A 26,324-nucleotide genomic window follows, 5' to 3' on the forward strand; every position below is an offset into this window, starting at 1 on the left:
AAATTTGCAAAACGGGACATATGGATAATCTTCACCTTCCTCAAGCCACGTCGCCTTTGGCCACGTGGCTTTACTATCTTGAGCACCTTCATACTCAGGCTATTGAACTGGGGCTGGATCGTATTCGCCAGGTGGCGCAGCGTCTGGACCTGTTGAAACCTGCTCCTTTCGTTTTTACTGTTGCTGGCACGAATGGTAAAGGCACCACATGCCGTACGCTCGAAACGCTGCTTATAGCTGCCGGTTATCGTGTGGGCGTTTACAGCTCACCGCATCTGGTGCGTTACACCGAGCGCGTGCGCGTACAGGGCCAGGAATTGAGTGAAGCGCTCCACACCGCCAGTTTTGCTGAAATCGAAGCGGGACGCGGCGCGATCTCCCTCACTTACTTTGAATATGGCACGTTGTCAGCGCTGAAACTGTTCCAGCAGGCCCAGCTTGACGTTGTGATCTTGGAAGTTGGTCTCGGGGGACGTCTGGATGCCACCAATATTGTTGATGCGGATGTCGCAGTCGTGACCAGCATCGCACTGGATCATACCGACTGGCTGGGATCGGACCGCGAAAGTATCGGACGCGAAAAAGCTGGCGTGTTTCGTGCTGGTAAACCGGCGGTGGTGGGTGAACCTGATATGCTGCTCAGTATTGCTGCTGTAGCAGACGAAAAGGGCGCAAAACTGATGCAGCGCGATCGTGACTGGTCATATCGTCAGCAGGCGGAAAGCTGGTCTTTGCGCGATAGCCGGGGCGAGCTAAACGATCTGCCCTTGCCGCAGGTGCCCTTGCCGAACGCCGCCAGCGCGCTGGTAGCGCTGCGCGCTTCCGGTTTGAATGTCAGCGAAGCACATATTCGTGCTTACCTGCCGCTGGCTGTTTTGCCGGGGCGTTTTCAGACGGTAAGTGAATCGCCGCGAGTCATTCTGGATGTGGCGCACAATCCGCATGCCGCAACGTATCTGGCGTCGCGCCTGGCTGACGTGCCGCGAAAAGGTGCGGTGCATGCAGTGGTCGGCATGCTGCATGATAAAGATATTGCCGGCACTCTGGCAGTTTTAGCGCCACAGGTTGATCGCTGGTATTGCGCTCCGCTTGAGGGGCCGCGTGGCGCCACGGCAGAACAGCTGATAATGCATTTGCCGCCGCAGTCACAGGCTTTGAACGATGTGGAAAGCGCATGGCAGGCCGCTCGCCAGCAGGCTCAGCCGCAGGACATCGTACTGGTGTGTGGATCGTTTCATACCGTTGCGCAGGTCATGGAATCGATGGAAACGGAGAAAGGGTGTGGCAAGTAAGTTTCAAAACCGTTTAGTCGGTACTGTTATTTTGGTCGCGGTTGGCGTCATTGTGCTGCCGGGGCTATTGGATGGTAAAAAGAAGCACTATAAAGAGGAATTTGCCGCGATCCCGCTGGTACCAAAACCTGACGATCAACAGGACAGCGAAATGGTGCCGCCGGTTACCCAGTCGCTGCCTGCACAACCTCCGTCAGGAGCTAACGCTGCTGGTAACGACAGCAAAACCAATAGTGACGCTGAACACGGTAGCACCAGGCCAGGCGATAACAGTCAGCCGAGCGTGGTGACACCTCCGCCGGTTCATCAGCCCGCGCCATCACAGCCGGTTAGCCAGCCTAAGCCAAAGCCAGTGGAGCAACCACCGAAGCCAAAGCCGGTGGAACAGCCAAAACCGAAACCTGCTGAGCAACCGAAACCAGTTGAACAAAATACGCCAGCCGGACAGGCATATGTTGTGCAACTCGGCGCATTGAAGAACGCCAGCAAAGTTAATGAGATCGTCGCAAAACTGCGTTTGTCGGGCTACCGTGCCTTTACCGTGCCATCAGCGCCGGTGCAAGGGCAGATTACGCGTATTTATGTCGGTCCTGATGCGTCAAAAGCGAAGATGCAGGGTGCGATTTCAGAGCTAAAAGGTCTCTCCGGTTTAAGCGGCGTGGTAAAACCTTACAGCATACGCTGAGCGGTGTAACTGAGGCCGTCCGTAACAAAAACGGGCGGCGTCTTTTCAATACCGCACTGAGGGTTAAAAGCAGAGAAACAGGGAAAAATAAGTTATTTTCAAACGGTTAATCGCTTTAAAAAGTAGCAGGCGAGGGAGTGTTTTTTCATCGCCTTTTTTATGGAAACAGATTGGGAAAACCCCTACGCAAACGTTTTCTTTTTCTGTTAGAATGCGCCCCGAACTGGATGCAGGGGCGCGCTGGCGCTGGGAAAGTTCATGATCTGGATTGATTACGTCATTATTGCGGTAGTTGGTTTTTCGGCTCTGGTCAGCCTGGTTCGCGGGTTTATCCGGGAAGCCTTATCTCTCGTTACCTGGGGATGCGCGTTTTTTGTCGCCAGTCATTACTATCCCTTCCTTGCAGTCTGGTTTACAGGTTTTGACGACGAACTGGTTCGTAACGGTATCGCCATCGCGGTGCTGTTTGTGGCTACCCTGATTGTGGGAGCGATTGTGAACTATGTGATCGGCACGCTGGTGGAGAAAACTGGCTTGTCGGGAACCGACCGGGTATTGGGAGTCTGTTTCGGGGCGTTGCGTGGTGTGCTAATCGTGGCCGCTATTCTCTTCTTCCTTGATACATTCACGGGATTTTCGAAAAGTCCCGACTGGCAACAGTCTCAACTCATTCCCCAGTTCAGTTATATAATCAGGTGGTTCTTTGATTACCTGAAAAGCACGTCGAGTTTTTTACCCCGGTGACACCACCGGGAGTGTGGCTTAATGAGGAAATGACAACATGTGCGGTATTGTCGGTATCACCGGTTTCATGCCGGTAAACCAGTCGATCTATGACGCGTTAACAGTGCTCCAGCACCGTGGGCAGGATGCCGCAGGCATCTGTACCATTGATGCGCTGAATTGCTTTCGCCTGCGTAAAGCCAACGGCCTCGTCAGCGACGTTTTCGAAGCACGCCACATGCAGCGTTTGCAGGGTAATATGGGCATCGGCCACGCACGTTACCCAACGGCGGGCAGCTCCAGTGCCTCTGAGGCGCAGCCATTCTATGTAAACTCGCCGTACGGCATTACTCTGGCGCACAACGGTAATCTGACCAACGCCCATGAACTGCGGAAAAAGCTGTTCGATAAAGGCCGCCGTCACGTCAATACCACTTCAGATTCTGAGATCCTGCTGAATATTTTTGCTCAGGAGCTGGACCGTTTTCAGCATTACCCGCTGGAAGCTGAGAATATTTTTGCTGCCGTTGCGGCTGTGCACCAGCAGGTGCGGGGCGCGTATGCTGTGGTTTCGATGATTATCGGCCATGGAATGGTCGCTTTCCGCGATCCAAACGGTATTCGTCCGCTGGTGCTGGGCAAGCGGGTTATTGCCGATGGCCGCACCGAATATATGGTGGCCTCAGAAAGCGTCGCTCTGGACACGCTGGGTTTTGAATTTATCCGTGATGTTGCGCCAGGTGAAGCGGTGTACATTACCGAGCAGGGACAGCTTTCTACCCGTCAATGCGCTGAGAATCCCAAAAGTAATCCCTGTCTGTTCGAGTATGTTTACTTTGCCCGCCCGGATTCTTTCCTCGACAAAATTTCCGTCTACAGCGCGCGTGTTCGTATGGGTACCAAGCTGGGCGAAAAGATTGCGCGTGAATGGGAAGAGCTGGATATTGACGTAGTTATTCCTATCCCAGAGACGTCAACCGATATTGCCCTGGAAATCGCCCGTATTTTGGATAAGCCGTATCGCCAGGGGTTCGTAAAAAACCGTTACGTTGGCCGTACTTTTATCATGCCAGGCCAGCAGTTACGCCGCAGCGCGGTTCGCCGCAAGCTGAATGCTAACCGCGCTGAATTCCGTGACAAGAACGTACTGCTGGTTGATGACTCTATCGTGCGTGGCACCACTTCCGAGCAGATCATCGAGATGGCGCGTGAAGCTGGCGCAAAACGCGTTTACTTGGCATCAGCCGCACCGGAAATCCGTTTTCCAAACGTGTATGGCATTGATATGCCGAGCGCAACCGAGCTGATCGCCCATGGCCGTGAAGTCGATGAAATTTGTCAGCTGATTAAAGCGGATGCACTGATTTTTCAGGATCTGAACGATTTGATTGAAGCCGTGCGGGAAGAAAACCCGGATATTACGCAATTTGAGTGTTCGGTCTTTAATGGTATCTACGTTACGAAAGATGTTGATCAGCAATATCTGGAGTACCTCCAGTCGCTGCGTAATGATGATGCCAAAGCCCTGGCGCGTCAAAATGAAGTAGAAAATCTGGAGCTGCATAACGAAGGTTAACGGCTCACGTTAAGCAGAAAGAGGAGGCGGGAGAAATCTCGCCTTTTTTATTTATCCATCAAGTCCGTTATGATGGCGCATACCAAAACGGCAAGGCTGAACTATGAAAAGACTCATCATTGGCATTTCAGGTGCCAGCGGCGTGATTTATGGCGTTCGCATGTTGCAGGTTTTGCAGCAGGTGGACGGGGTGGAAACGCATCTGGTGATGAGTAATGCGGCCCGGCAAACCCTGGGGCTGGAAACCGATTACACTCTGCGTGAGGTGCAGGCACTGGCTGATGTGGTACATGATGTGCGCGATATTGCAGCCAGCATCTCTTCCGGATCGTTTAAAACGTTGGGCATGGTTATTCTGCCGTGCTCAATGAAAACGTTATCAGGCATTGTCCATAGTTATAGCGATTCATTGCTGACGCGAGCTGCTGATGTCGTACTGAAAGAGCAGCGTAAGCTGGTATTGTGCGTGCGTGAAACCCCGCTGCACATGGGACATTTGCGTATGATGACCACCGCCGCTGAGCTAGGCGCGATTATCATGCCACCGGTTCCGGCGTTTTATCATCGCCCCAGTCTCATTGGACAATTGGTTGATCAAACAGTTAATCGCGTTATTGATCAATTTGATATTGAGCTTCCTGAAGATCTGTTTACGCGCTGGCAAGGTGCAGATCGCTAATTAACCGCACTATTTTGGTGCGATAGCGCGTCTGAGATCACTGTTCGTGCATTTGATGCACCAAAAGTTAACAACATCGCTTTTTCTCTATTACATCGCTGATATATTCCTCTCACAAACTTGCCGGGTTCGCCTGTGCAGCGTCACGCTAAACATGCGGATAACTTGCAGAACTGGCATGAAACATGCAAATTATTTTGCGCAAACACATCACGTAGTACATAACAAAAAGCACTTCACTTGAGGGTAAACTATGAAAAAGCGTGTTCTGGCTCTTTCTCTGATGCTGGGTCTGTCCAGCGCTGCCAGCGTATTCGCCGCGGTACCAGGTGCCATTCGTATTGGAACCGATCCAACTTACCCGCCGTTTGAATCGAAAAATGCGCAAGGACAGTTAGTGGGCTTCGACATCGATCTCGCTAACGAAATCTGTAAACGTATTCACATCAGGTGCACCTATGTTGAAAGCGATTTTGATGCGCTGATCCCTTCGCTAAAAGCGAAGAAAATTGATGCCATCATCTCTTCACTTTCCATCACAGCAAAACGCCAGGAAGAAATTGCTTTCTCGGAAAAACTCTACGCTGCGAATGCGCGTTTAGTCGCTCCGAAAGGCTCGAAAATCCAGCCAACCATTGAATCGCTGAAAGGCAAAAACATCGGGCTGCTGCAGGGCACCACCCAGGAAACTTATGCGAATGAATACTGGCGTTCAAAAGGCATAACCGTAACGCCGTATGCAAACCAGGATCTGGTTTATCAGGATCTGAATGCGGGACGTATTGATGCCGCGTTCCAGGATGAAGTACAGGCGAGCGAAGGTTTCCTGAAGCAGGCGGTTGGTAAAAACTACGCTTTTGCTGGACCGGCTGTTAAAGATGACAAAATTTTTGGCATCGGCACCGGTATGGGCCTGCGTAAAGATGATGCTGAGCTGAAAAAGGCCATCGACAACGCTTTTAATGAGATGCGCAAGGACGGCACGTACGATAAAATTGCTAAGAAGTATTTTGATTTCAATGTATACGGTGACTGAGTAAAACCTGTCGTCTTTACCCATCGTTCTTTACGCCACAGGGGCGTTGGCGGCGCTCTGCATTGTTGATCGCTTATCCGTTAAGGGATTGAGATGTGAGCCCGCCGCTTTTCTGGTGGCGCGAATGATCAGGGTAAAGCTGCCCGCGATACATCTGCGGACAGCGTTCGTTTTCACCCCCACGACAGGATCATTTTCATGCTGTATGGCTATTCTGACGTAATTCTTAGTGGCACGCTGGTCACGCTGGAGCTGGCGCTGAGTTCCGTGGTGTTCGCGGTAATTCTTGGCTTGCTTGGCGCAGGCGCTAAATTGTCGCGCAATCGACCCTTATCGATAATCGCTGAAGGCTACACCACACTGATCCGTGGCGTACCTGATCTCGTTCTTATGCTGTTGATCTTCTACGGTTTACAGATCGCCCTTAACCAACTTACCGATGCGCTTGGCCTGGATCAGTTTAATATCGATCCGATGGTGGCCGGTATCATCACTCTTGGTTTTATCTATGGCGCTTACTTTACCGAAACTTTTCGTGGTGCTTTTTTGGCCGTGCCAAAAGGGCAGATTGAAGCGGCCACCGCATTCGGTTTTACCGGTTCGCAGGTGTTTCGCCGCATTTTGTTCCCGGCGATGATGCGCTACGCGCTACCTGGCATTGGCAATAACTGGCAGGTAATTTTGAAAGCGACGGCCCTGGTATCGTTGCTCGGTCTGGAGGATGTGGTAAAAGCCACGCAGCTGGCGGGCAAAAGCACCTGGCAGCCTTTCTATTTTGCGATTGTCGCGGGAGTCATTTATTTAGTTTTTACCACCTTGTCGAACGGTGTGTTGTGGTGGCTGAATCGCCGCTACACGGTAGGGGTTAAAAGGGCGGAGTTATGATTGATATTATTCAGGAATACTGGAAAGCGCTGCTCTGGACCGATGGGTATCGCTTTACCGGGGTGGCCATTACGCTGTGGCTGCTGATCCTTTCCGTCGTGATCGGCGGTTGCCTGGCAATACTGCTTGCCATTGCGCGCGTCTCTCCTAACCGCTGGATAAGTACGCCGGTTTGGTTATTCACGTATGTTTTTCGGGGTACACCGCTTTATGTGCAGCTACTGGTATTTTATTCCGGTATGTACACGCTGGAGATTGTGAAAGGAACAGAATTGCTGAACGCGTTTTTCCGCAGCGGACTGAACTGTACGCTGCTGGCCTTCACGCTGAATACCTGTGCTTATACCACCGAAATCTTCGCCGGAGCGATTCGTTCGGTGCCGCACGGAGAAATAGAAGCCGCGCGGGCTTACGGCTTCTCTACCTTTAAACTTTATCGCTGCATTATTTTGCCTTCGGCGCTGCGCACGGCATTACCGGCATACAGTAACGAAGTAATCCTGATGCTGCACTCTACGGCGCTGGCATTTACTGCTACGGTCCCGGACCTGTTAAAGATCGCGCGTGACATTAATTCGGCGACCTACCAGCCGTTTACCGCGTTTGGCATTGCCGCTGTGCTCTATTTAATTATCTCTTATGTGTTGATCAGTCTGTTCCGTCTGGCAGAGCGACGCTGGCTGGCGCACGTGAAACCCTCTTCATCGCATTGAGTAAGACTATGGCTGAAAATAAATTAAGCGTCACCGAATTGCACAAACGTTACGGTGAACATGAAGTGCTGAAAGGGGTCTCGTTGCAAGCTGATGCTGGCGATGTGATCAGCATTATTGGCTCGTCCGGTTCAGGGAAAAGTACTTTCTTACGCTGTATTAATTTCCTCGAAAAACCGAGTGAAGGCGTCATTGTGGTTAACAATGAGCAGATTGCGCTGGTACGCGATACCGATGGCCAGCTGAAAGTCGCAAACAAGGAGCATCTGCGTTCGTTACGTACCCGCCTGACTATGGTGTTTCAGCACTTCAATTTGTGGAGTCACATGACGGTGCTGGAAAACGTCATGGAAGCGCCGATCCAGGTGCTTGGGTTGAGCAAAGTAGAAGCGCGTGAACGTGCCATCAAATATCTCGACAAAGTGGGAATTGATGAGCGTGCACGCGCCAAATATCCGGTGCATCTTTCTGGCGGACAGCAACAGCGTGTATCGATTGCGCGTGCGCTGGCAATGGAGCCGGAAGTTTTGTTATTTGACGAACCCACTTCCGCACTCGATCCAGAATTAGTCGGTGAAGTGCTGCGCATCATGCAAAAGCTGGCGGAAGAGGGAAAAACCATGGTGGTGGTGACGCACGAGATGGAGTTTGCACGCCACGTTTCCAGCCATGTTATCTTCCTGCATCAGGGCAAGATTGAAGAGCAGGGGCCGCCCGCTGAGCTGTTTGGCAATCCGAAAAGCCCGCGCCTGCAACAGTTCCTGAAAGGCTCACTGAAGTAAAGCGTTCCCGCGTCATAGGGCGCGGGACTATTGCTCTTTTAGCAACCGCATCGCGGTGGCTTCATCGGTGACTAACCCCGATACCCAACCTCCGCGCAGCGCGCCATGAATGGCTGAATATTTTCGTTCGCCACCCGCAAAACCAATGATATTACGCAAGGTCTGACTTTCCAGCGTCACACTGGTCAGCAGCTCATCAGTTTCGCCGTAAACCCGCTCGCCTTGCTGATTAAAAAAGTGTCCAAGCATTTCACCGACCACGCCGCGTGCATTCAGCGCCTTAACCTGTTGATCGGTAATAAACCCTTCGGCATTTAACGGGCAGCCGGCGCGAACTTCGCCAATGCCTACAAAGGCGACATCAGCATCTAAGGCACGCTGCGTGACGCGCTGATAAACCTGATGCTGGCACCACATCGCTTTATCTTCAGGGCTGTCGGCATACAGTGGGGCTGGAATGAAGAAATATTTACCCTGCATTTTTTCCGACATCTTTAGCGGGACATCGTAGCGTGTACCCGAATCATCACGCGCAATGGCCCCTATCATCGACACGCAATGATGTTGTGGGCGTTCAACCCACGGTAACGCATCAATCATCGAACGCAGCGTTTTACCTGAACCGATACCAAACACCTGCGGCGCGGTTTCGTTGATAAACTGTGACATTACCTCTGCACCTTCCACCGCCAGCATTTGCTGTATAGCTTCATCGTTCAGATTGGCAGACGGCACTACGCGGCACAGTTGCAGGTCAAATTTTATCTGTACTTCACGTGCTAAGCGCAGACAGTGCGTCACTGGATGATCGATTTTTACACTGACCATGCCCATTGCCTGAGCACTTGAAATCAGTCGCTGTGCCACCTGACGTGATAATCCCAGCGCTTTAGCAATTTCTTGCTGTGTTACGCCTGCCACGTAATACATCCAGGCCGCACGTGCCGCCAACTCTTGTTTTCTCTCTTCCTTATTCATTGCGGCATCCCCTATTGAGTAAAACGCCATTCTATCCCCGAAAACGATCAAATCACTAATTGGGCAAAAGTCTTTAAGATGGGCAATTGCTTTAATTGTGACTCGCCTCGCAGATTATCCCCCTGCGTCACGTCTAACATAGCGCTAATCGGGCAAATGCCCCACTAACAGACAAATGTTTAATAGCGAGGCTCATGATGACCAAATCAGTGTGGATGCATATCGGCGCAGGTTCATTTCATCGCGCCCATCAGGCGTGGTATCTACACAAGCTGCTTGAGCAGGGCGACGACCGCTGGAGTATTGCGTTGGGGAACGTGCGCAACGATGCCACGCCATTACTCAATCATTTAGCCGCGCAAAATGGTGAATACACGCTGGAAACGGTGACGCCAGAGGGTGAGCGGGCCTATGAGATCATCACCTCGATTCGCAAAGTTTTGCCGTGGGACGACAACATTAGCGCCTTAGTGCAGCAGGGTGCGGATGAACAGACCCGCGTTATCGCCTTCACCGTGACCGAAGCGGGTTATTATCTGACGCCGGAATATGAGCTGGATTTACAGCAGAGCGACATCAAAGCCGATCTCAACGGGGAATTGCGGTCTATCTATGGCGCCTTAACGCGCATCCTTAAACAGCGTGTCGCCAACGGGGGCGCACCGGTAACGCTGCTTAATTGCGATAACCTGCGTCATAACGGCGAGCGTTTCCGTCACGGCTTTTTGGCTTTTCTCGCCGCGAAAGGGGAAAGCGCATTAGCTGACTGGGTGCGTGAAAATACTACATCGCCAAACACCATGGTTGACCGCATCACGCCGCGCCCAACGCCGGATGTTGCTGAGCGGGTAAAAGCGGCGACTGGCAAAGATGATGCTGTGCCGGTGATGGCCGAATCGTTTATTCAGTGGGTGATTGAGGATGATTTTATTGCCGGTCGGCCAGCGTTAGAAAAGGTTGGCGTTGAGTTAGTCGCCTCAGTGCTGCCGTGGGAAGAAGCAAAAATTCGCATCCTTAACGCGACGCACAGCGGCATTGCCTGGGCGGGCACGTTAATCGGCCTTAACTATATTGACGAAAGCACGCGCCAGAAAACTATTCACCAGCTGGCGTGGGAATATGTTTCAAAGGATGTGATTCCTTCTCTGTCGCCGAGCCCGCTCGACCTCGCTGAATACCGCGACGTTGTGCTGGCCCGCTTTAGCAATCCGTGGATCAAAGATACCAATCAGCGCGTAGCCGCCGATGGCATGTCGAAAATTCCAGGCATGGTGACGCCAACCTTGCGCGAATGCTATCAGCGCGGTGAAACCCCTGCTGCCAGCGCCGTATTACCCGCCTTATTTTTCCTGTTTTTACAGCGCTGGGTGCAGGGCGAATTACCTTACGAATATCAGGATGGCGTAATACGACCCGATGCAATCCGCCAGCTATTTACGGATACCGATCCGTTAAGCGCCTTTTTACGTGATGAAACGCTGTTTGGCGAGCTCACACGTTCAACCGAATTTCATGCCCTGATGGCGCGCACGGTAGTAGGGCTGGAAAAGTGGCTGGTACAGCCTGAACAGTCGCTGGTCGCGATATAAGGAGAAGCGTGATGTACCTCGGTATTGATATTGGTACTTCCGAGCTTAAAGCGCTCATCATCAACGAGCAGGGCGAGATCGTGGCGTCTGACCATGCCATCTTGCAGGTGCAGCGTCCCCATCCGCACTGGGCAGAGCAGGACCCCAACACGTGGTGGCTGGCCTGCAATCAGGTGGTGGCAAATTTACGTCAGCAGGCACCGGATGCCTGGTCTGCCATTAAGGCGATTGGCTTATCCGGGCAGATGCATGGCGCGGTATTGCTGAATGAGCAAGGCGAAGTGCTGCGTCCCTGCATTCTGTGGAATGACACGCGCAGCGCAGCGGAATGTGACTGGCTGCAAACACACCATCCCGAAATGATGCGCATCAGCGCCAATATGATCATGCCAGGCTTTACCGCGCCGAAATTGCGCTGGGTTGCACAGCATGAGCCTGAAATTTTTCAGCGTATTGCCAAAGTGCTGTTACCAAAAGATTACCTGCGCTGGCGGCTGAGTGGTCGCTACGTCAGCGAGCCGTCAGATGCTGCGGGAACGCTCTGGCTGGATGTGGCGCAGCGTGACTGGTCAGAAACGTTATTAGTTGCCACGGGGTTAAGCCGTGCGCAGATGCCGGAGTTGGTGGAAGGGAGCGCCATCAGCGCGACCATTCTGCCGCAACTTGCCAGCGAATGGGGGCTTTCCTCTGCGGTGATTATCGCGGGCGGCGGCGGTGATAACGCCACTTCAGCGGTCGGTGTCGGAGCGGTAGCTCCTGGCGATGCATTTATTTCACTCGGCACTTCCGGCGTGATTTTTGTGGTAAACGATCGCTTACAGGCCGATCCACAATCCGGCGTACACGCTTTTTGCCACGCTTTGCCGGGCCGCTGGCATCAAATGAGCGTCATGCTCAGCGCCGCCAGCTGTTTACGCTGGTTGTGCAACCTGTTGTCTGTCACCGAAAGTCAGCTAATGGATGAGATGGCGCAGCTTTCAGATGAGCAAAAGCAGCAGGCGCCCATTTTTCTGCCTTATCTGTCTGGCGAGCGCACGCCGCATAACGATCCGCATGCTTCCGGTTCGTTCTTCTGTTTACGCCATGAAACCCAACGCGCCGTGCTCGGTTATGCGGTGATAGAAGGCGTGGCGTTTGGTCTGGCGGACGGACTGGCGGTGCTGGGCGATGCGCGTCAGCAGATCCGTCAATGCAGCCTGACCGGCGGCGGCGCGCGTAGCACGCTGTGGGCGCAATTAATCGCCGATGTGCTGGCGCTGCCAATTGTTACGCACCCTGTCAGTGCATCTGGCGCGTTAGGCGCTGCACGCCTCGCCTGGCTGGCTGATGGCGGCCAGGAAGCGGAAGTGTGCCTTAAACCGCCGGTGCAGGCGCATTATCAACCCGATCTGTCGCGGAGTAAGGTGTTGCAACAACGTCTGACGCTTTTCCGTGCGCTTTACGCCCAACAACAGCAGGCCCGTAAGCTGCTGCCCTGATTAACGCTGTGACCTAACAGAAAGGATCATCGTGATGCAATCGAAAGAATACTGGTTTGGCTTGCCCAGACATCTGCTCTGGGGTTTTATCGCTATCGCCATTTTTATGGCAGGTGATGGTTTCGAGATGGCTTTCCTGTCACGCCATATTACCGATATGGGCTTTTCACCCGCGCAGTCGGCGGTCGTGTTTACCTTTTATGGCTTAGCGGCAGCGCTGGCGGCCTGGGCATCTGGGGTAGTAGCGGAACTGATCACGCCACAACGCGCAATGCTCATTGGTTTTGTGCTGTGGATTGTCATGCATGCGCTGTTTATGAGTCTGGGCCTTGGCATGCGCAATTATCCGCTGATGGTGCTGTTTTATGGGATTCGCGGGCTGGCTTATCCGTTATTTATTTACTCGTTCATGATGATGTTAGTGCAGGTGCTTCCGCGTGAGCGTCTGGCGGCGGCGACGGGCTGGTTTTGGGCGATGTATTCAGTAGGCATTGGCGTAGTTGGCAGCTATTTACCGAGCCTGATTATCCCGTCAATTGGCGAGACTGGCACCTTATGGCTGGCAATTGGTTGGGTGGCATGTGGCGGTATTCTGGCTATTTTCAGTCTGCGTAACGTGCCGGTTGATCGTTCGAGAGTGAACTTGCCTCTGCGCGAAAAGATGACCGAGATGTCGCGTGCTGTGACCATTCTGTTTACTAATCAGCACGTTTTCTATGCCTGTCTGATTCGCATTATTAACACGTTATCGCTGTTTGGTTTTGCCATCATTATGCCGCTGCTGTTTGTGGACCGCCTGGGCTTTACCATTTCGGAATGGTTGCAAATCTGGGCAGTGTTCTTTTTCGTCACCATTTTCACCAATATTTTTTGGGGCATTATGGGTGAGCATATTGGTTGGATCCGTCAGGTGCGCTGGTTTGGATGCCTGGGCATGGCGCTTTCCAGCCTGGCGTTTTATTACCTGCCCGTCTATGCCGGACATAATTTCTGGGTAGCGTTAATCCCGGCGGTGATGTTAGGTATTTTCGTTGCGGCCTTTGTGCCAATGACGGCTGTTTTTCCGACTCTGGAACCGCATCACAAAGGCGCGGCGGTATCGATTTACAACCTGTCGGCGGGAATGAGCAACTTTGTCGCACCTGCTATCGCTTCGGTGTTGTTACCGTTCTTCGATATTGTCGGCGTGGTATGGGCATATACCTTGCTGTATGTCTTTGCCGGCGTGCTGACTTTTATTATTAAAGTGCCGCAGCCGAATCAGGGGGAGCTGCGCGAAACGGCAAAATCGCCAGTGACATCGCAATAACGAGACTGGGGAGCGAGCGGCTCCCCGTTTCTTACCGTCACCTGCCTTCGTAAACCGATTTCACTGATTATTTTGGTTGCCTCATTAAGCGGTGAGCCAGAAAGTCGCCTGATATGCAGCCATCCGCATGTAGCGCTCTACGCATTTACGACATCTTGTAGTGCCTCCTGCAGATCAAACCAGCGGAAACCAAATCCCGACGCTTCCAGCCTTTTCGGCAACACATGCTGTCCACCCAGCACTAACGCTGATGATTCGCCCATCATCAGTTTAATCGCGCTGGCGGGCGTGCGCATAAAGGCCGGACGCTGCATCACATGGCCGAGCGTAGCGGCAAATTGTTCATTGCGCACCGCATAAGGTGCCACCATATTGAACGGGCCGCGCAAATCCTTATTATCCAGCAGCCAAAGAATGCCATTGACCATGTCATCAATGTGGATCCACGGCATATACTGCTTGCCGCTGCCAATTGGCCCACCATTTCCCAGCTTAAACGGCAGCTTCATTTTACTGATCGCGCCACCGTCTTTAGCCAATACCACACCGGTGCGGAGCAGACAGACACGGGTGCGATCGCTCTGCGCACTAAGCGCCAGCTGTTCCCAGCGCGCGCACAGGGTGTGTTGAAACTCATCATGACCCGGATCGTCCTCCGTCAATACCAGCTCCCCGGTATTACCATAAAAGCCGGTGGCTGAGCCAGAAATCAAAACGTTCGGGGGAGTAGCGGTGGCGTTAATCAGCGACGCGATGCGTTCAGTTAGCTGCCAACGGCTTTCGCACAGTTGCTGTTTGTGTACTTCGGTCCAGCGCTTGTCTGCGATGGGCTCACCCGCCAGGTTGATCACGGCATCAATACCGTTCAGGTTCTGTTGTTGCGCCAGCCCGGACCAAAAGGCGATACCGTCTCCCAGTTTTTCACGCGCATTCACAACATCACGCGTAACCACGCTGATTTGATGTCCAGTCTGCTGCAGACGAGGAATCAGATGGCGGCCAATTAATCCTGTGCCACCGGTAATCAAAATGTGCATGTTGTGACTCCTTATGACCCGTTAGCCTTCGAGCGGCCGCCGCCCAGGCTGTTTTTTACCTGGTAAACGCCTGAAAGATTATCGGCTTGCCGCAACCCGACATTCAGGGTGTGTGTTTTTCTGCTTTATTCAGCATAGAAGAGTAGCGTCAGAGCGGTGTGTGGCGTTTCGAGGTTTAGCGTGCAACGGGCAAACATCGGACCAGCAGAGCGTTGCCTTTGTAAATAAAAATCGGTAAACATGATGCAACCCTGATAGCCAATTGAGGTAGCAGATGAATTATCCGTCCATTACCCTGTGGTCTGATTCATCATTTTTTAGTCCTTACGCCATGTCGGTTTACGTTGCGCTAACGGAAAAAGGCATTCCTTTCAGTCTGAAACGCATCGATTTATCTCAGAATCAGCAATTCGCAGCGGATTACCGCGAGCTGTCATTAACCTGTCGCGTGCCCGCATTGCAGGTAGATGATCTGGTATTGTGTGAATCTTCTGCCATCAGTGAATATCTTGAAGAGCGTTTTCCTGCGCCTGAATTTGAGCGCCTGTATCCTCGTAATCTGGAGAAACGCGCCAGGGCACGTGAAATCCAGGCCTGGCTGCGTAGCGATTTTATGCCGATTCGTCAGGAGCGCCCGACCGAAGTATTGTTTGCAGCTGAACGCTTTGCTCCGCTGACAACGAAAGCGCAACAGGCAGCAGAAAAATTGATTGATGCCTGCCAGCGTTTGTTGCCAGAAGGACAGCAAAATCTGTTTGGAGAGTGGTCAATTGCGGATACCGATTTGGCTGTGATGTTAAATCGACTGGTATTGCATGGCGATACTCTGCCAGTAAAGCTTCAGCATTACGCTGAATTTCAATGGCAACGCGCCTCGGTACAGCTGTGGTTGGCTGAAAGCGGTAAAAATCGATAAAGATCGAGACTTGCTCCCGCTCACGGAAGTGATTACCTTACGCCACACGATGTCATTACGCGGCAAAACAGCGCATGCACCCAGGCATGCTAAACAGGAAAGGGTTACGGATGGTGGATCAAAAAGGCGACGACATTGAGTGGGTCGACATCGTTAACGAAGAAAACGAGGTCGTAGCACAGGCCACGCGGGCACAAATGCGTGCGCAATGCCTGCGTCATCGTGCCACCTACATCGTGGTACACGATGGCATGGGTAAAATTCTGGTTCAGCGTCGCACCGAGATTAAGGATTTCATGCCAGGCATGCTGGATGCGACAGCAGGCGGCGTGGTGCAGAGCGGCGAAGATCTGCTGGAATCAGCACGTCGTGAAGCGGAAGAGGAGCTGGGGATTGCCGCTGTGCCATTCGCGGAACATGGCAAATTCTATTTTGAAGATGAACATTGCCGCGTTTGGGGAAGTTTGTTCAGCTGTGTATCCCACGGCCCGTTTGCCATGCAGGAAGCCGAAGTTGACGAGATTTTCTGGATGACGGCAGATGAAATCACCGCGCGCTGTGATGAGTTTACCGACGATTCATTAAAGGCTTTGTCGCTGTGGATGAGTCGCAACGGCGAAAAATAGCACTGAACCGTTGGCAATAAGGCACGGCCTCGAAGTGCGAAGCGGCCGACAGAAAAATCACTGCTCTCACCGAAACGGACATCTGACCGGAAAGAGGGCAGTGACACCGGCCTGTCCTGTCACCCGGAGCCTGAAAGGTGACGGGATAAAACAAGGGTATGCGTTACCGCATACCCTTGTGATTACCGATGAAATTAACCTTCAGCCTGCTGAGACTGGATTGCGGTTAACGCAATGGTGTAGACGATGTCATCTACCAATGCGCCGCGTGACAAATCGTTGACCGGCTTGCGCATACCTTGCAACATGGGTCCGATGGAGATCAGATCGGCTGAACGTTGAACCGCTTTATAAGTGGTGTTGCCCGTATTGAGATCCGGGAAAATAAATACCGTAGCGCGACCCGCCACCGCAGAGTTTGGCGCTTTAGATTTCGCCACATCTTCCATAATTGCCGCGTCATACTGCAAGGGACCATCAATCACCAAATCAGGGCGTTTTTCCTGCGCGATACGCGTGGCTTCACGCACTTTTTCAACATCGCTACCGACACCCGAGGTACCGGTTGAGTAAGAGATCATGGCTACGCGCGGATCGATACCAAATGCCTGGGCAGAATCAGCGGACTGAATCGCAATCTCTGCCAGCTGTTCAGCGGTTGGATCCGGGTTAATGGCGCAGTCACCATAAACCAGAACTTGCTCCGGCAGCAGCATAAAAAACACAGAGGAGACCAGTGAACTGTTCGGTGCGGTTTTGATCAGCTGCAACGGTGGACGAATGGTATTGGCGGTAGTATGAACCGCACCGGAGACCAGCCCGTCGACTTCGCCGCTTTCCAGCATCATCGTGCCAAGCACCACGTTATCTTCCAGCTGTTCCTGGGCAACCACTTCGGTCATGCCTTTGTTCTTACGCAGCTCAACCAGGCGCGGAACATAGTTTTCACGCACAACGGTCGGATCGATAATTTCAATACCTTTGCCCAGCTCTACGCCTTGCGCCGCCGCAACGCGTTGAATCTCGTCTGGATTACCCAACAGCACACAGGTAGCAATGCCGCGCTCGGCGCAAACTGACGCTGCTTTAACGGTGCGCGGCTCGTCACCCTCTGGCAAGACGATACGTTTACCGGCATTGCGCGCCAGCTCGGTCAGCTGATAACGGAACGCGGGTGGCGACAGACGGCGGCTACGTTCGGAGGTGGCGGTCAGTGATTCAACCCAGTCAGCATTGATAAAGCTGGCTACATACTCCTGCACTTTTTCAATACGCTGGGTATCGTCGGCAGGCACTTCCAGATTGAAACTTTGCAGACTAAGCGAGGTTTGCCAGGTATTGGTTTTTACCATGAAGATGGGCAGGCCCGTCTGGAAAGCACGCTCGCAAAGCTTAGCGATGCGCGGATCGATTTCATAGTTACCGGTCAACAGAATGGCACCAATTTCCACGCCATTCATCGCAGCCAGGCAAGCGGCAACCAGCACATCCGGGCGATCGGCTGATGTTACCAGCAGCGAACCGGGGCGGAAATGTTCCAGCATATGTGGCAGGCTACGTGCGCAAAATGTCACTGACTTAACCCGGCGCGTCTGAATATCCCCTTCGTTGATAATACGTGCATTCAGATGGCGACACATATCGATTGCACGTGTCGCTATCAGTTCGAAGCTCCACGGTATACAACCTAGCACCGGCAGCGGACTGTCGGAAAACAGCTGGTTAGGATCGATATTCGCAATACTGGCTTTTGAGGAATCATCAAAAATTTCGGAGAGATCGGGGCGGGTGCGGCCTTGTTCATCAACCGGTGCATTAAGTTTATTAATGATAACGCCGGTAATGTTTTTATTCTTTCTGCCACCGAAGCTGCTTTGGGTTAATTCAATACGTTCTTTTAGCTGCTCGGTAGAATCATTACCCAGCGCCATCACAAAGACAATTTCCGCATTCAGCGTTTTGGCAATTTCATAGTTAAGCGCGGTCGCAAACTGATGTTTACGCGTCGGTACTAAGCCTTCAACTAATACCACTTCAGCATCCTGCGAGCTGGCGTGATAGCGCGCAATAATTTCTTCCATTAATACGTCTTGCTGATTAGCGCCGAGCAGGGATTCGACGCGTGTCATCTGCAAGGGTTCTGCGGCAGGAATGGACGAGTTTTTGCGGATGATGGTGGTGGTTTGATCGGGCGTATCACCGCCGGTGCGTGGCTGTGCAATGGGTTTGAATACGCTGAGGCGAACGCCTTTGCGCTCCATCGCACGAATAACGCCGAGGCTGACGCTGGTCAGGCCGACGCTGGTGCCGGTCGGAATGAGCATAATTGTACGTGACACGTTTGAACCTCTCTGGTGTTGCGGGGTGTCAAAAACCACGCCGTCAGCCTGCGCTGACGGAGAAAAAGGATTAAGCGGTCAGACGCGCGGCGTCCTGGGCGATAACTAACTCTTCGTTGGTTGGGATCACCAGCGCTGGGCGAGTACCTTCTTTATTAATGTAACCTGACTGACCGAAACGCGCCGCCAGATTGCGTTCGTGATCGATGTCAAAGCCCAATAGTCCCAGCTTTTTCAGCGTCAGTTCGCGTACCATCGCCGCATTCTCACCGATACCACCGGTGAACACGACGGCATCCAGGCGGCCTTCCATCAGCGCGGTATAGCTGCCGATGTATTTGGCCAGACGATGACAGAACACGTCCATTGCGCGTTTGGCATCTTCTTTGGTTTCATAATTATCTTCAACGTAGCGGCAATCGCTGGTGATTTCTGTCAGGCCAAGCAGTCCCGACTCTTTGGTCAGCAGCTTATTGATGGCGTCAACGCTCATTCCCAGCGTGTCGTGCAGGAAGAAGATAATCGCGGGATCAATATCGCCACTGCGTGTACCCATCACCAGACCCTCAAGCGGCGTCAGGCCCATTGAAGTATCAACGCATACGCCATTACGGATGGCAGACACAGAACCGCCGTTGCCTAAATGGCAGGTAATAATATTTAGCTCTTCAAGGGGCTTGTTGAGCATTTTGGCCGCTTCGTGAGTGACATAGAAGTGGCTGGTGCCATGGGCGCCGTAGCGACGTACGCCATGTTCTTTGTAAAGTCTGTACGGTAGCGCATACAGATATGACTCTTCAGGCATAGTCTGATGGAAAGCCGTGTCAAATACCGCGACATTCTTATCAGACAGATGCGGAAAGTTTTTCATTGCCTCGTCAATACCGATAAGGTGCGCGGGATTGTGCAGCGGGGCAAAGGAAGAGGCATCTTTAATGCTCTGAATAACGTCTTCAGTGATAATTACCGACTGAGTCAGTTTTTCACCACCATGAACAATACGGTGGCCGATTGCAGCGATTTGTACCGAAAGCTCTGGTTTTTGTGCCAGAATGGTTTTAACAATGAAGTTGAGTGCTTCGCTATGCGCAGCGCCAGCGCCTAAAGGCGCTTCCTGTTTCTGACCATCCAGCTTCCATTTAATACGTGCTTCAGGTAAGTGGAAACATTCTGCAAGCCCGGAGAGGAATTCGTCACCGCTGGCAGGATTCAGGATGGCAAACTTTAGGGATGAGCTGCCGCAGTTCAGAACCAGTACTAACTTACTCGACATGGAAGTACCTATTGGTTAAAGGTGGCTAAAAAAACGCAATCAGACTAACAGGGTAGCCCATGAAAGCTGGTAAATTAATGACAAGCATCATGTGCCAGTCAAAACGATGATTTTATGCAAAGGTTTTTAGTAATTTTACGCAAAAATTTGAATTTCTCTGGCTAAAACATGCCCTGGCTCATTGCCGAAGGCACGCATCGCTGCTTTAACAGGGTTAAAACGACGCCAGAATAGCTGGGGTCACCTTTAAAGACAAAAGTTTTTGAAGAATGTCACGTAAAGTTGTGTAGTTATAACTATCTTTTAAGTTTTGTAGTATTAGTTGAGGGTCAGCCATGGCGAATGAATCTGGCAATACCGGCTGGTTCCGCATGTTCCAGTGCGGACAGCACTATATGAAGACCTGGCCAAGTGACAAACGCCTTGCGCCCATTTTTCCTGAAAATCGCGTCTCGACGGCTACCCGTTTCGCGATTCGTTTTATGCCGCCGCTGGCGGTGTTTACGCTGAGCTGGCAAATTGCGTTGGGCGGCCATCTCGGCCCGGCTGTTGCTACCGCATTATTTGCCTGTAGCCTGCCAATGCAAGGCTTGTGGTGGTTAGGTAAGCGCTCCATAACGCCATTACCCCCCACGCTGCTGAACTGGTTCCATGAAGTTCGCGCCAGGCTGGAAGAAGCGGGACAGGCCATTGCGCCCGTTGAAGGCAAACCCACTTATCAGGCGCTGGCCGATGTGTTAAAGCGTGCCTTTAAACAACTTGATCGCACTTTCCTTGACGATCTTTAATCCATTAAGATCGCTGCACAGATAAGAATTTGCGCGGATCCTGCGGTCAAATCAAAGAAAAGCGATGCGGAGATACCCGCGTCGCTAACCTTGTGTAATCATTTCTCTGTCATATAAAACTTAAGCGGTTTAGCTGGCCCAGGAGTAAATGATGGAAATGACCCACGCACAACGACTCATTCTTACCAATCAATACAAGATAATGGCGATGCTGGAGCCGGAAAATGCCGAACGTTTCCGCCGCTACCAAACTATCATCGAACGCGGTTATGGTTTGCAGATGCGTGAGTTGGATAAAGACTTTGGTGAGCTTAGCGAGGTTACCTGCCGCACGCTGATTGACATTATGGAAATGCACCACGCACTGCAAGTTTCCTGGTCAAATCTTAAAGAAAAAGGCCAGCTTGAGGCGCGCCGTCTGGCCTTTCTCGGCTTTGATGCGGCCACCGAAGCACCTTATCTTAGCTATATTCGCTTTATGGTGAACAGTGAAGGGCGCTACACCCAGTTTGATTCAGGTACGCACGGCTTCAATGCGCAAACCCCAATGTGGGAAAAATACCAACGCATGCTGGCATTGTGGCAGACTTGTCCGCGTCAATACCATTTAAGCGCGAATGAAATTGCGCAAGTGATTAACGCCTGATGAGGAGTGACGTGTGACGTACAGCGGTTTTTTATTTGATTTAGATGGCACATTAGTGGATTCGTTGCCCGCAGTAGAACGGGCGTGGAGTTACTGGGGAGCACGGCATAACATTGCACCCGATGAAATTCTGAGCTTTATTCATGGTAAGCAGGCGATCACTTCGCTGCGTCATTTTATGGCGGGGCAGTCTGAAGAGGCCATTCAGGCAGAGTTTTTAGCGTTGGAAAAAACGGAAGCGGAAGACACCGAGGGTGTGCGGGCGTTGCCGGGAGCGAAAGCCTTACTGTCTCAGCTGGATGAACTGCAGATCCCCTGGGCAATTGTAACGTCCGGTTCTGTACCGGTCGCACATGCACGCCATAAAGCCGCTGGGTTACCGCAACCTTCTGTATTCATCACTGCTGAGCAAGTATTGAAGGGGAAGCCAGAGCCTGATCCTTATCTTTTAGGGGCGAAAAAGTTAGGTTTAGCCCCTGGCGCTTGCGTCGTGGTAGAAGATGCGCCGGCGGGAATTCTGTCGGGTCTGAACGCGGGCTGTGCTGTCATTGCGACGAATGCGCCAGTAGATACGCCGCGTCTCAATGAAGTGACTATTCAGCTTACTTCGTTAGCGTCGTTGCACATCACTAAACTGGCTGACGGGCAATTTACGTTGAATGTCCGGAACTAAAGGGCGGCGAAAGCCGCTTTTTACAGCGGCGTATCCTGAGAAATTTCATCCAGTGACAGATTAAAGCTGGGAATAAACACCGTCACAAAATAATCCATTTCCGGCGAGCGTCGCTGTGCCAGGGTTTTTTCCAGCCGTGCTTTTGCCAGCAAAAATTCATTATTCCCTGCGGATAACTCCTCAAGACATTTCACATATGCACAGAGCGCATCGGCTTGCTTCACGACCGATTGCTCTTCTTCGCTATGCAGATGCTCATCAATCAACGGGCGATAGACGTCCTGCAATTCGGCAGGCAACATTTCTATTAGCTTCTGCTGAGCGATTTTCTCAATTTTTTTATATTCATGCGCGATTTGCGCGTTGTAATACTTTACCGGTGTGGGTAAATCCCCGGTCAAGACTTCACTTGCGTCATGATAAAGCGCCAGCATCGCGATGTGATCGGCGTTGAGATCGCCATCAAATTTTTTATTTTTGATGACGGCTAAAGCGTGTGCAACCATCGCCACTTGCAGGCTATGCTCGGAGACATTTTCAGTGCGCACGTTGCGCATCAGCGGCCAGCGGTTAATAAGTTTGAGCCGGGAAAGGTGGGCAAAAAAATGGCTTTGAGTCATAGTGGTCCCTGTTTGCAGGCAGGGGAGAGGCGAACCCTCCCCGAAATACCAACAGTATACGCGGGCGTGATTACTGACGGTAGCCTTGCAGGAAACGGCCAAATTTATTGATCGCCATCTCCAGGTCGTCAACGCGTGGCAGCGTGACAATGCGCAGATGATCCGGCCAGGGCCAGTTGAAAGCCGTGCCCTGTACCAGCAACACTTTTTCCTGCAGCAGGAAGTCCAGCACCATTTTCTGATCGTCGAAAATGTTAAATTTTTTGGCGTCTATACGTGGAAACATATAAAGCGCGCCCTGCGGCTTCACGCAGCTCACGCCGGGAATATCATTAATTAGTTCCCAGGCTCGCTGACGTTGCTCGTATAAGCGTCCACCCGGAACAATAAATTCACTGATACTTTGATACCCACCCAGTGCGGTCTGAATGGCATGCTGTGCAGGAACATTGGCACACAAACGCATAGAAGCGAGCATTTCCAGCCCTTCGATGTACCCTTTGGCGTGCTTCTTCGGACCGTTTAACACCATCCATCCCTGACGGAAACCCGCCACGCGATAGGTTTTAGACAAGCCGTTAAAGGTTACGGTAAGAAGATCGGGCGCGAGCGCAGCGATGGAATGGTGTTGCGCTTCGTCGTAAAGGATTTTGTCGTAAATCTCATCGGCAAAAATAATCAGATTATGCTGACGCGCGATCTCGACCACTTCCAGCAGTAATTCTTTACTATAAACCGCGCCGGTTGGGTTATTCGGGTTAATAATCACGATACCGCGCGTGCGCGGCGTGATTTTGCTGCGGATGTCATTCAGGTCGGGAAACCAGTCTGCCGATTCATCACACAGGTAATGCACCGCCTTGCCGCTTGATAGCGAAACGGCTGCCGTCCACAAAGGATAATCAGGCGCAGGAACCAGCATTTCATCACCGCTATTAAGCAATGCCTGCATCGCCTGAACAATTAGTTCAGAAACGCCGTTGCCGATATAGATATCTTCAACCGTTACGTCACGCATATCACGCGCCTGGTAATACTGCATGATTGCTTTACGCGCTGAATAGAGCCCCCTGGAATCACAGTAGCCTTGTGCGCCAGGTAAGTTGCGAATGACATCGACAAGAATTTCATCGGGCGCCTCAAAGCCAAATGGCGCTGGATTGCCAATATTCAACTTAAGGACTTTATTACCTTCTTCTTCGAGACGTTTAGCCTCTTTTAACACCGGACCGCGAATGTCATAGCAAACATTTTCCAGCTTTCCGGATTTATCAATTTGAAAAGTCATCGTTATCGCCTTTATGGGCAGAATCCTTTTACCTGCCACAGAAATCAAACCAGCACAATGTACTCTTCTGATGAACACAAAAGAAGGGCGCTTATTGGTTTTGGCGTGTTAAGCATTTTTTTGGACCCGGCACGGTGGAAAAAATATACATTTAGCTTTAAATCAGCTACACAAACCGAATAAATAATAGTTTGTAATATTTTTGACTGGATCAGAAGGGAAAGGCTGGAAAGCCGACAATCCAGACAGTTAACTGCAAGGGCATTGCGCTGTTTTACACATTAGAGAGTGAAATAAAATAAGCGCCAGACGAAATAGTTAAACGATATTGCATTGATGGCCGTTTTTTACACACAGGGGAGCTGCAATGCTTAAGTATTAATAAATATACCTGATAAACATTGTCGTTAGCGCAAAATCCAGCCGGATCACTCTACCCTTCTAAAAGCCCCGTAGAGCCTGCATGAAGTGCATTTCAGGCACATTTTACCGCTTCGCTTATACATTTTATAAACAGGAGTGCTAAAAATGAGCCGGAGGTGTGGCAGGATGTGCTCAAAATGGCCTGTGGTCAAAATTTACAGTGCTTTTCACAAAATCATTTCCATTTTGAAGCTAAAAATGATTAAGTATAATTTATTATTTGGCGCCTTTATTCACCAAGCGTCATGAGAATGCGAAGCCCTTTTTTGTCCCGCAGTGTGTGTTTTGGCGGGAGTTTAGACAACTACGCAGCTTACTGCATTTGCGCACCCAGCGCCTTCGACTCAGAAGTTGTATCTGTCTATACGACGTCGTTTTATCCCATCAAGCGGGATAAATTTCGTCTGTATCCGTTTCAAAAAATTTTATGCCAGCCTTCACACAGGGTTGCATTAAGCACTATTACCGCTTATCTCTTTGATAAGCCATGTAATAACACCAGGGAAGTAATTCGTAAAAATCTTATAAGTGAAGAAAAAACATGACTAATGCAAATCGTCCGATACTTAATCTCGACCTCGATCTGCTGAGAACTTTCGTTGCCGTTGCAGATTTGAATACTTTTGCGGCCGCGGCTGCAGCAGTCTGCCGAACCCAGTCAGCAGTCAGTCAGCAAATGCAACGTCTGGAGCAATTGGTAGGTAAAGAGCTTTTTGCCAGACATGGACGTAATAAACTGCTAACCGAACACGGCATTCAGCTTCTGGGTTACGCCAGAAAAATCCTCCGCTTCAATGATGAAGCCTGTACTTCATTGATGTATAGCAATATTCAGGGCGTCCTGACGATTGGTGCATCTGATGATACTTCAGACACCATTCTGCCGTTTTTACTAAACCGCGTGACATCGGTTTATCCAAAACTCGCGATTGATGTCCGCGTGAAGCGTAATCCATTCATGATGGAAATGCTGAACCAGGGCGAAGTGGATCTGGTCATCACGACTTCCAGCCCAGGGAATTTTACTTACCAGGTTCTGCGTACTTCGCCGACTTTATGGTATTGCGCCGCTGATTATATTTTCCAGCGTGGTGAAGCTATTCCACTGGTCCTGCTGGATGAGCCAAGCCCGTATCGTGATATGGCCATTGACCATCTCAACGAAGCGGGTATCCCATGGCGCATTTCTTACGTTGCTTCAACATTAGCCGCAGTACGTGCAGCGGTTAAAGCGGGACTGGGTGTAACGGCGCGTCCGGTTGAAATGATGAGCCCGGAACTGCGTGTAATGGGCGCAGCTGAAGGCCTGCCTGTGCTACCAGATACGCAATATCTGCTGTGCCGTAACCCGGACAGCGATAATGAATTGGCATTAGCCATTTTTAACGCGATGCAATCTACTAACGATCCTTACAATCTCAGCGCGAATCCAGACGGTACATTTCTGCTGGATGACGAAGAGTAACCCTGTAGGCCGTTAATACCTTCGCTGCTTTTTGCATCACCGTAAAAAAGCCCAAAATAAGCCTCTTGTTCTTCAGATGGAATAAGAGGCTTATTTTATGAGCTTTAACCTGCTTCATACGTACTGCCATCCCCCGTCAAAAAACTGCCAGTAATTTCAAAATGAAATTATTTTCGGTTTTATCGTCGAATGAAATCCTTCAGCCGAAAAATTGAAAAACTTATTTCGAAAGTGTTTTTGGATTGGTGATTTTTAGCGCGAAAAGGACAGAACTGTGTTCTGGATCAAAAAAATACCCCTGCGAAGGGGAAGGAAAACCCTGTGAATCCTGTCAAAATATGTTTGTTAAATGCACGATTCATGCGTGTGGATACCGCTACACTAAAATTAACCTTACAGACTGAAGCGATTTAGCTGACGTGAGAAGCATCATATGTTAATAATATGATGCAGGTGTAAAATAAAGTTTGGATACTTTTGTCAAAGTTGACAAAAGGTTATAGAA

24 protein-coding genes are annotated in these 26,324 nt (G+C 51.1%); 18 read left to right on the top strand and 6 right to left on the bottom strand.

Annotated features, from left to right (window positions below; genetic code table 11):
- Positions 1-20 precede the first annotated feature (20 nt).
- The 9 genes from folC (at position 21) to hisP (ending at position 8,371) form a co-directional block, all read left to right on the top strand.
- Entirely contained in the window at positions 21-1,292 is a 1,272-nt protein-coding gene (gene folC, locus QRY16_RS08115; protein WP_289776240.1) for a bifunctional tetrahydrofolate synthase/dihydrofolate synthase, read from the top strand.
- Positions 1,282-1,977, top strand: a complete 696-nt coding sequence (dedD, locus tag QRY16_RS08120; protein ID WP_193404778.1) for a cell division protein DedD — start codon at positions 1,282-1,284, stop codon at positions 1,975-1,977. The genes folC and dedD overlap by 11 nt, the downstream gene beginning before the upstream one ends.
- 258 nt (positions 1,978-2,235) lie before the next feature.
- Positions 2,236-2,721: a colicin V production protein gene (cvpA, locus tag QRY16_RS08125; protein ID WP_193404779.1), complete on the top strand. Its 486-nt coding sequence runs from the start codon at positions 2,236-2,238 to the stop codon at positions 2,719-2,721.
- Between the two features lie 37 nt (positions 2,722-2,758).
- Positions 2,759-4,276 carry an amidophosphoribosyltransferase gene (gene purF / locus QRY16_RS08130; protein WP_289776241.1) on the top strand — a complete coding sequence of 506 codons (1,518 nt, stop codon included), beginning with the start codon at positions 2,759-2,761 and terminating at the stop codon, positions 4,274-4,276.
- Positions 4,277-4,379: 103 nt separating this feature from the next.
- Positions 4,380-4,955 (top strand): UbiX family flavin prenyltransferase, encoded by a 576-nt coding sequence (locus QRY16_RS08135; protein ID WP_289776242.1) that lies wholly within the window; start codon positions 4,380-4,382, stop codon positions 4,953-4,955.
- A 253-nt stretch (positions 4,956-5,208) separates the two neighbouring features.
- On the top strand, positions 5,209-5,991 hold the full coding sequence (gene argT / locus QRY16_RS08140; RefSeq protein ID WP_289776243.1) for a lysine/arginine/ornithine ABC transporter substrate-binding protein ArgT: 783 nt from the start codon (positions 5,209-5,211) through the stop codon (positions 5,989-5,991).
- 198 nt (positions 5,992-6,189) lie between these two features.
- Positions 6,190-6,876 carry a histidine ABC transporter permease HisQ gene (locus tag QRY16_RS08145; RefSeq protein WP_289776244.1) on the top strand — a complete coding sequence of 229 codons (687 nt, stop codon included), beginning with the start codon at positions 6,190-6,192 and terminating at the stop codon, positions 6,874-6,876.
- A complete protein-coding gene (locus tag QRY16_RS08150; protein ID WP_193404784.1) occupies positions 6,873-7,589 on the top strand; it encodes an ABC transporter permease in 717 nt (238 codons plus the stop codon). The genes QRY16_RS08145 and QRY16_RS08150 overlap by 4 nt, the downstream gene beginning before the upstream one ends.
- A gap of 8 nt (positions 7,590-7,597) precedes the next feature.
- Complete coding sequence (hisP, locus tag QRY16_RS08155; RefSeq protein WP_289776245.1) at positions 7,598-8,371, top strand: histidine ABC transporter ATP-binding protein HisP; 774 nt, start codon at positions 7,598-7,600, stop codon at positions 8,369-8,371.
- Positions 8,372-8,398: 27 nt separating this feature from the next.
- Here the strand turns inward: hisP and QRY16_RS08160 are convergent, their stop codons facing one another.
- Positions 8,399-9,349 (bottom strand): sugar-binding transcriptional regulator, encoded by a 951-nt coding sequence (locus QRY16_RS08160; RefSeq protein WP_193404786.1) that lies wholly within the window; start codon positions 9,347-9,349, stop codon positions 8,399-8,401.
- 197 nt (positions 9,350-9,546) lie between these two features.
- Between QRY16_RS08160 and dalD the strand changes: the two genes are divergently transcribed.
- From dalD to QRY16_RS08175, 3 genes are read left to right on the top strand one after another with little or no spacing between them, the layout of a single operon-like run.
- Positions 9,547-10,938: a D-arabinitol 4-dehydrogenase gene (gene dalD / locus QRY16_RS08165; RefSeq protein WP_289776294.1), complete on the top strand. Its 1,392-nt coding sequence runs from the start codon at positions 9,547-9,549 to the stop codon at positions 10,936-10,938.
- Between the two features lie 11 nt (positions 10,939-10,949).
- Complete coding sequence (xylB, locus tag QRY16_RS08170) at positions 10,950-12,416, top strand: xylulokinase (RefSeq protein ID WP_289776246.1); 1,467 nt, start codon at positions 10,950-10,952, stop codon at positions 12,414-12,416.
- A 34-nt stretch (positions 12,417-12,450) separates the two neighbouring features.
- Positions 12,451-13,725 (top strand): MFS transporter, encoded by a 1,275-nt coding sequence (locus QRY16_RS08175; RefSeq protein ID WP_193404788.1) that lies wholly within the window; start codon positions 12,451-12,453, stop codon positions 13,723-13,725.
- 137 nt (positions 13,726-13,862) lie between these two features.
- On the opposite strand, the gene QRY16_RS08180 is transcribed toward QRY16_RS08175, so the two are convergent.
- Positions 13,863-14,762, bottom strand: a complete 900-nt coding sequence (locus QRY16_RS08180; protein ID WP_289776247.1) for a TIGR01777 family oxidoreductase — start codon at positions 14,760-14,762, stop codon at positions 13,863-13,865.
- Between the two features lie 274 nt (positions 14,763-15,036).
- Here QRY16_RS08180 and yfcF point away from each other — a divergent pair, with 274 nt between their 5' ends.
- Positions 15,037-15,678, top strand: coding sequence for a glutathione transferase (gene yfcF / locus QRY16_RS08185; RefSeq protein WP_193404790.1), 642 nt, complete (start codon positions 15,037-15,039; stop codon positions 15,676-15,678).
- A gap of 110 nt (positions 15,679-15,788) precedes the next feature.
- Positions 15,789-16,304 carry an NUDIX hydrolase YfcD gene (yfcD, locus tag QRY16_RS08190; RefSeq protein WP_193404791.1) on the top strand — a complete coding sequence of 172 codons (516 nt, stop codon included), beginning with the start codon at positions 15,789-15,791 and terminating at the stop codon, positions 16,302-16,304.
- Positions 16,305-16,498: 194 nt separating this feature from the next.
- Here the strand turns inward: yfcD and pta are convergent, their stop codons facing one another.
- A complete protein-coding gene (gene pta, locus QRY16_RS08195) occupies positions 16,499-18,643 on the bottom strand; it encodes a phosphate acetyltransferase (protein ID WP_289776248.1) in 2,145 nt (714 codons plus the stop codon).
- A 70-nt stretch (positions 18,644-18,713) separates the two neighbouring features.
- Positions 18,714-19,916, bottom strand: coding sequence for an acetate kinase (gene ackA / locus QRY16_RS08200; RefSeq protein WP_193404793.1), 1,203 nt, complete (start codon positions 19,914-19,916; stop codon positions 18,714-18,716).
- A 335-nt stretch (positions 19,917-20,251) separates the two neighbouring features.
- Here ackA and yfbV point away from each other — a divergent pair, with 335 nt between their 5' ends.
- The 3 genes from yfbV to QRY16_RS08215 all read left to right on the top strand — a co-directional run bounded on the left by yfbV (position 20,252) and on the right by QRY16_RS08215 (position 22,023).
- Positions 20,252-20,704, top strand: coding sequence for a terminus macrodomain insulation protein YfbV (gene yfbV, locus QRY16_RS08205; RefSeq protein WP_193404794.1), 453 nt, complete (start codon positions 20,252-20,254; stop codon positions 20,702-20,704).
- Positions 20,705-20,855: 151 nt separating this feature from the next.
- The gene (locus QRY16_RS08210) at positions 20,856-21,350 is read left to right on the top strand and encodes a YfbU family protein (RefSeq protein ID WP_289776295.1); all 495 of its coding nucleotides are present in this window, start codon (positions 20,856-20,858) and stop codon (positions 21,348-21,350) included.
- A 13-nt stretch (positions 21,351-21,363) separates the two neighbouring features.
- Entirely contained in the window at positions 21,364-22,023 is a 660-nt protein-coding gene (locus tag QRY16_RS08215) for a sugar phosphatase (protein WP_289776249.1), read from the top strand.
- Positions 22,024-22,043: 20 nt separating this feature from the next.
- On the opposite strand, the gene yfbR is transcribed toward QRY16_RS08215, so the two are convergent.
- Positions 22,044-22,643 (bottom strand): 5'-deoxynucleotidase, encoded by a 600-nt coding sequence (gene yfbR, locus QRY16_RS08220; RefSeq protein WP_193404796.1) that lies wholly within the window; start codon positions 22,641-22,643, stop codon positions 22,044-22,046.
- Positions 22,644-22,713: 70 nt separating this feature from the next.
- On the bottom strand, positions 22,714-23,931 hold the full coding sequence (locus QRY16_RS08225) for a pyridoxal phosphate-dependent aminotransferase (RefSeq protein ID WP_289776250.1): 1,218 nt from the start codon (positions 23,929-23,931) through the stop codon (positions 22,714-22,716).
- A 964-nt stretch (positions 23,932-24,895) separates the two neighbouring features.
- Between QRY16_RS08225 and lrhA the strand changes: the two genes are divergently transcribed.
- Positions 24,896-25,819, top strand: coding sequence for a transcriptional regulator LrhA (lrhA, locus tag QRY16_RS08230; RefSeq protein WP_193404797.1), 924 nt, complete (start codon positions 24,896-24,898; stop codon positions 25,817-25,819).
- The last annotated feature ends 505 nt before the right edge of the window (positions 25,820-26,324 follow it).

Source organism: Mixta mediterraneensis (assembly GCF_030283135.1).
Classification (GTDB): Bacteria; Pseudomonadota; Gammaproteobacteria; order Enterobacterales; family Enterobacteriaceae; genus Pantoea; species Pantoea mediterraneensis.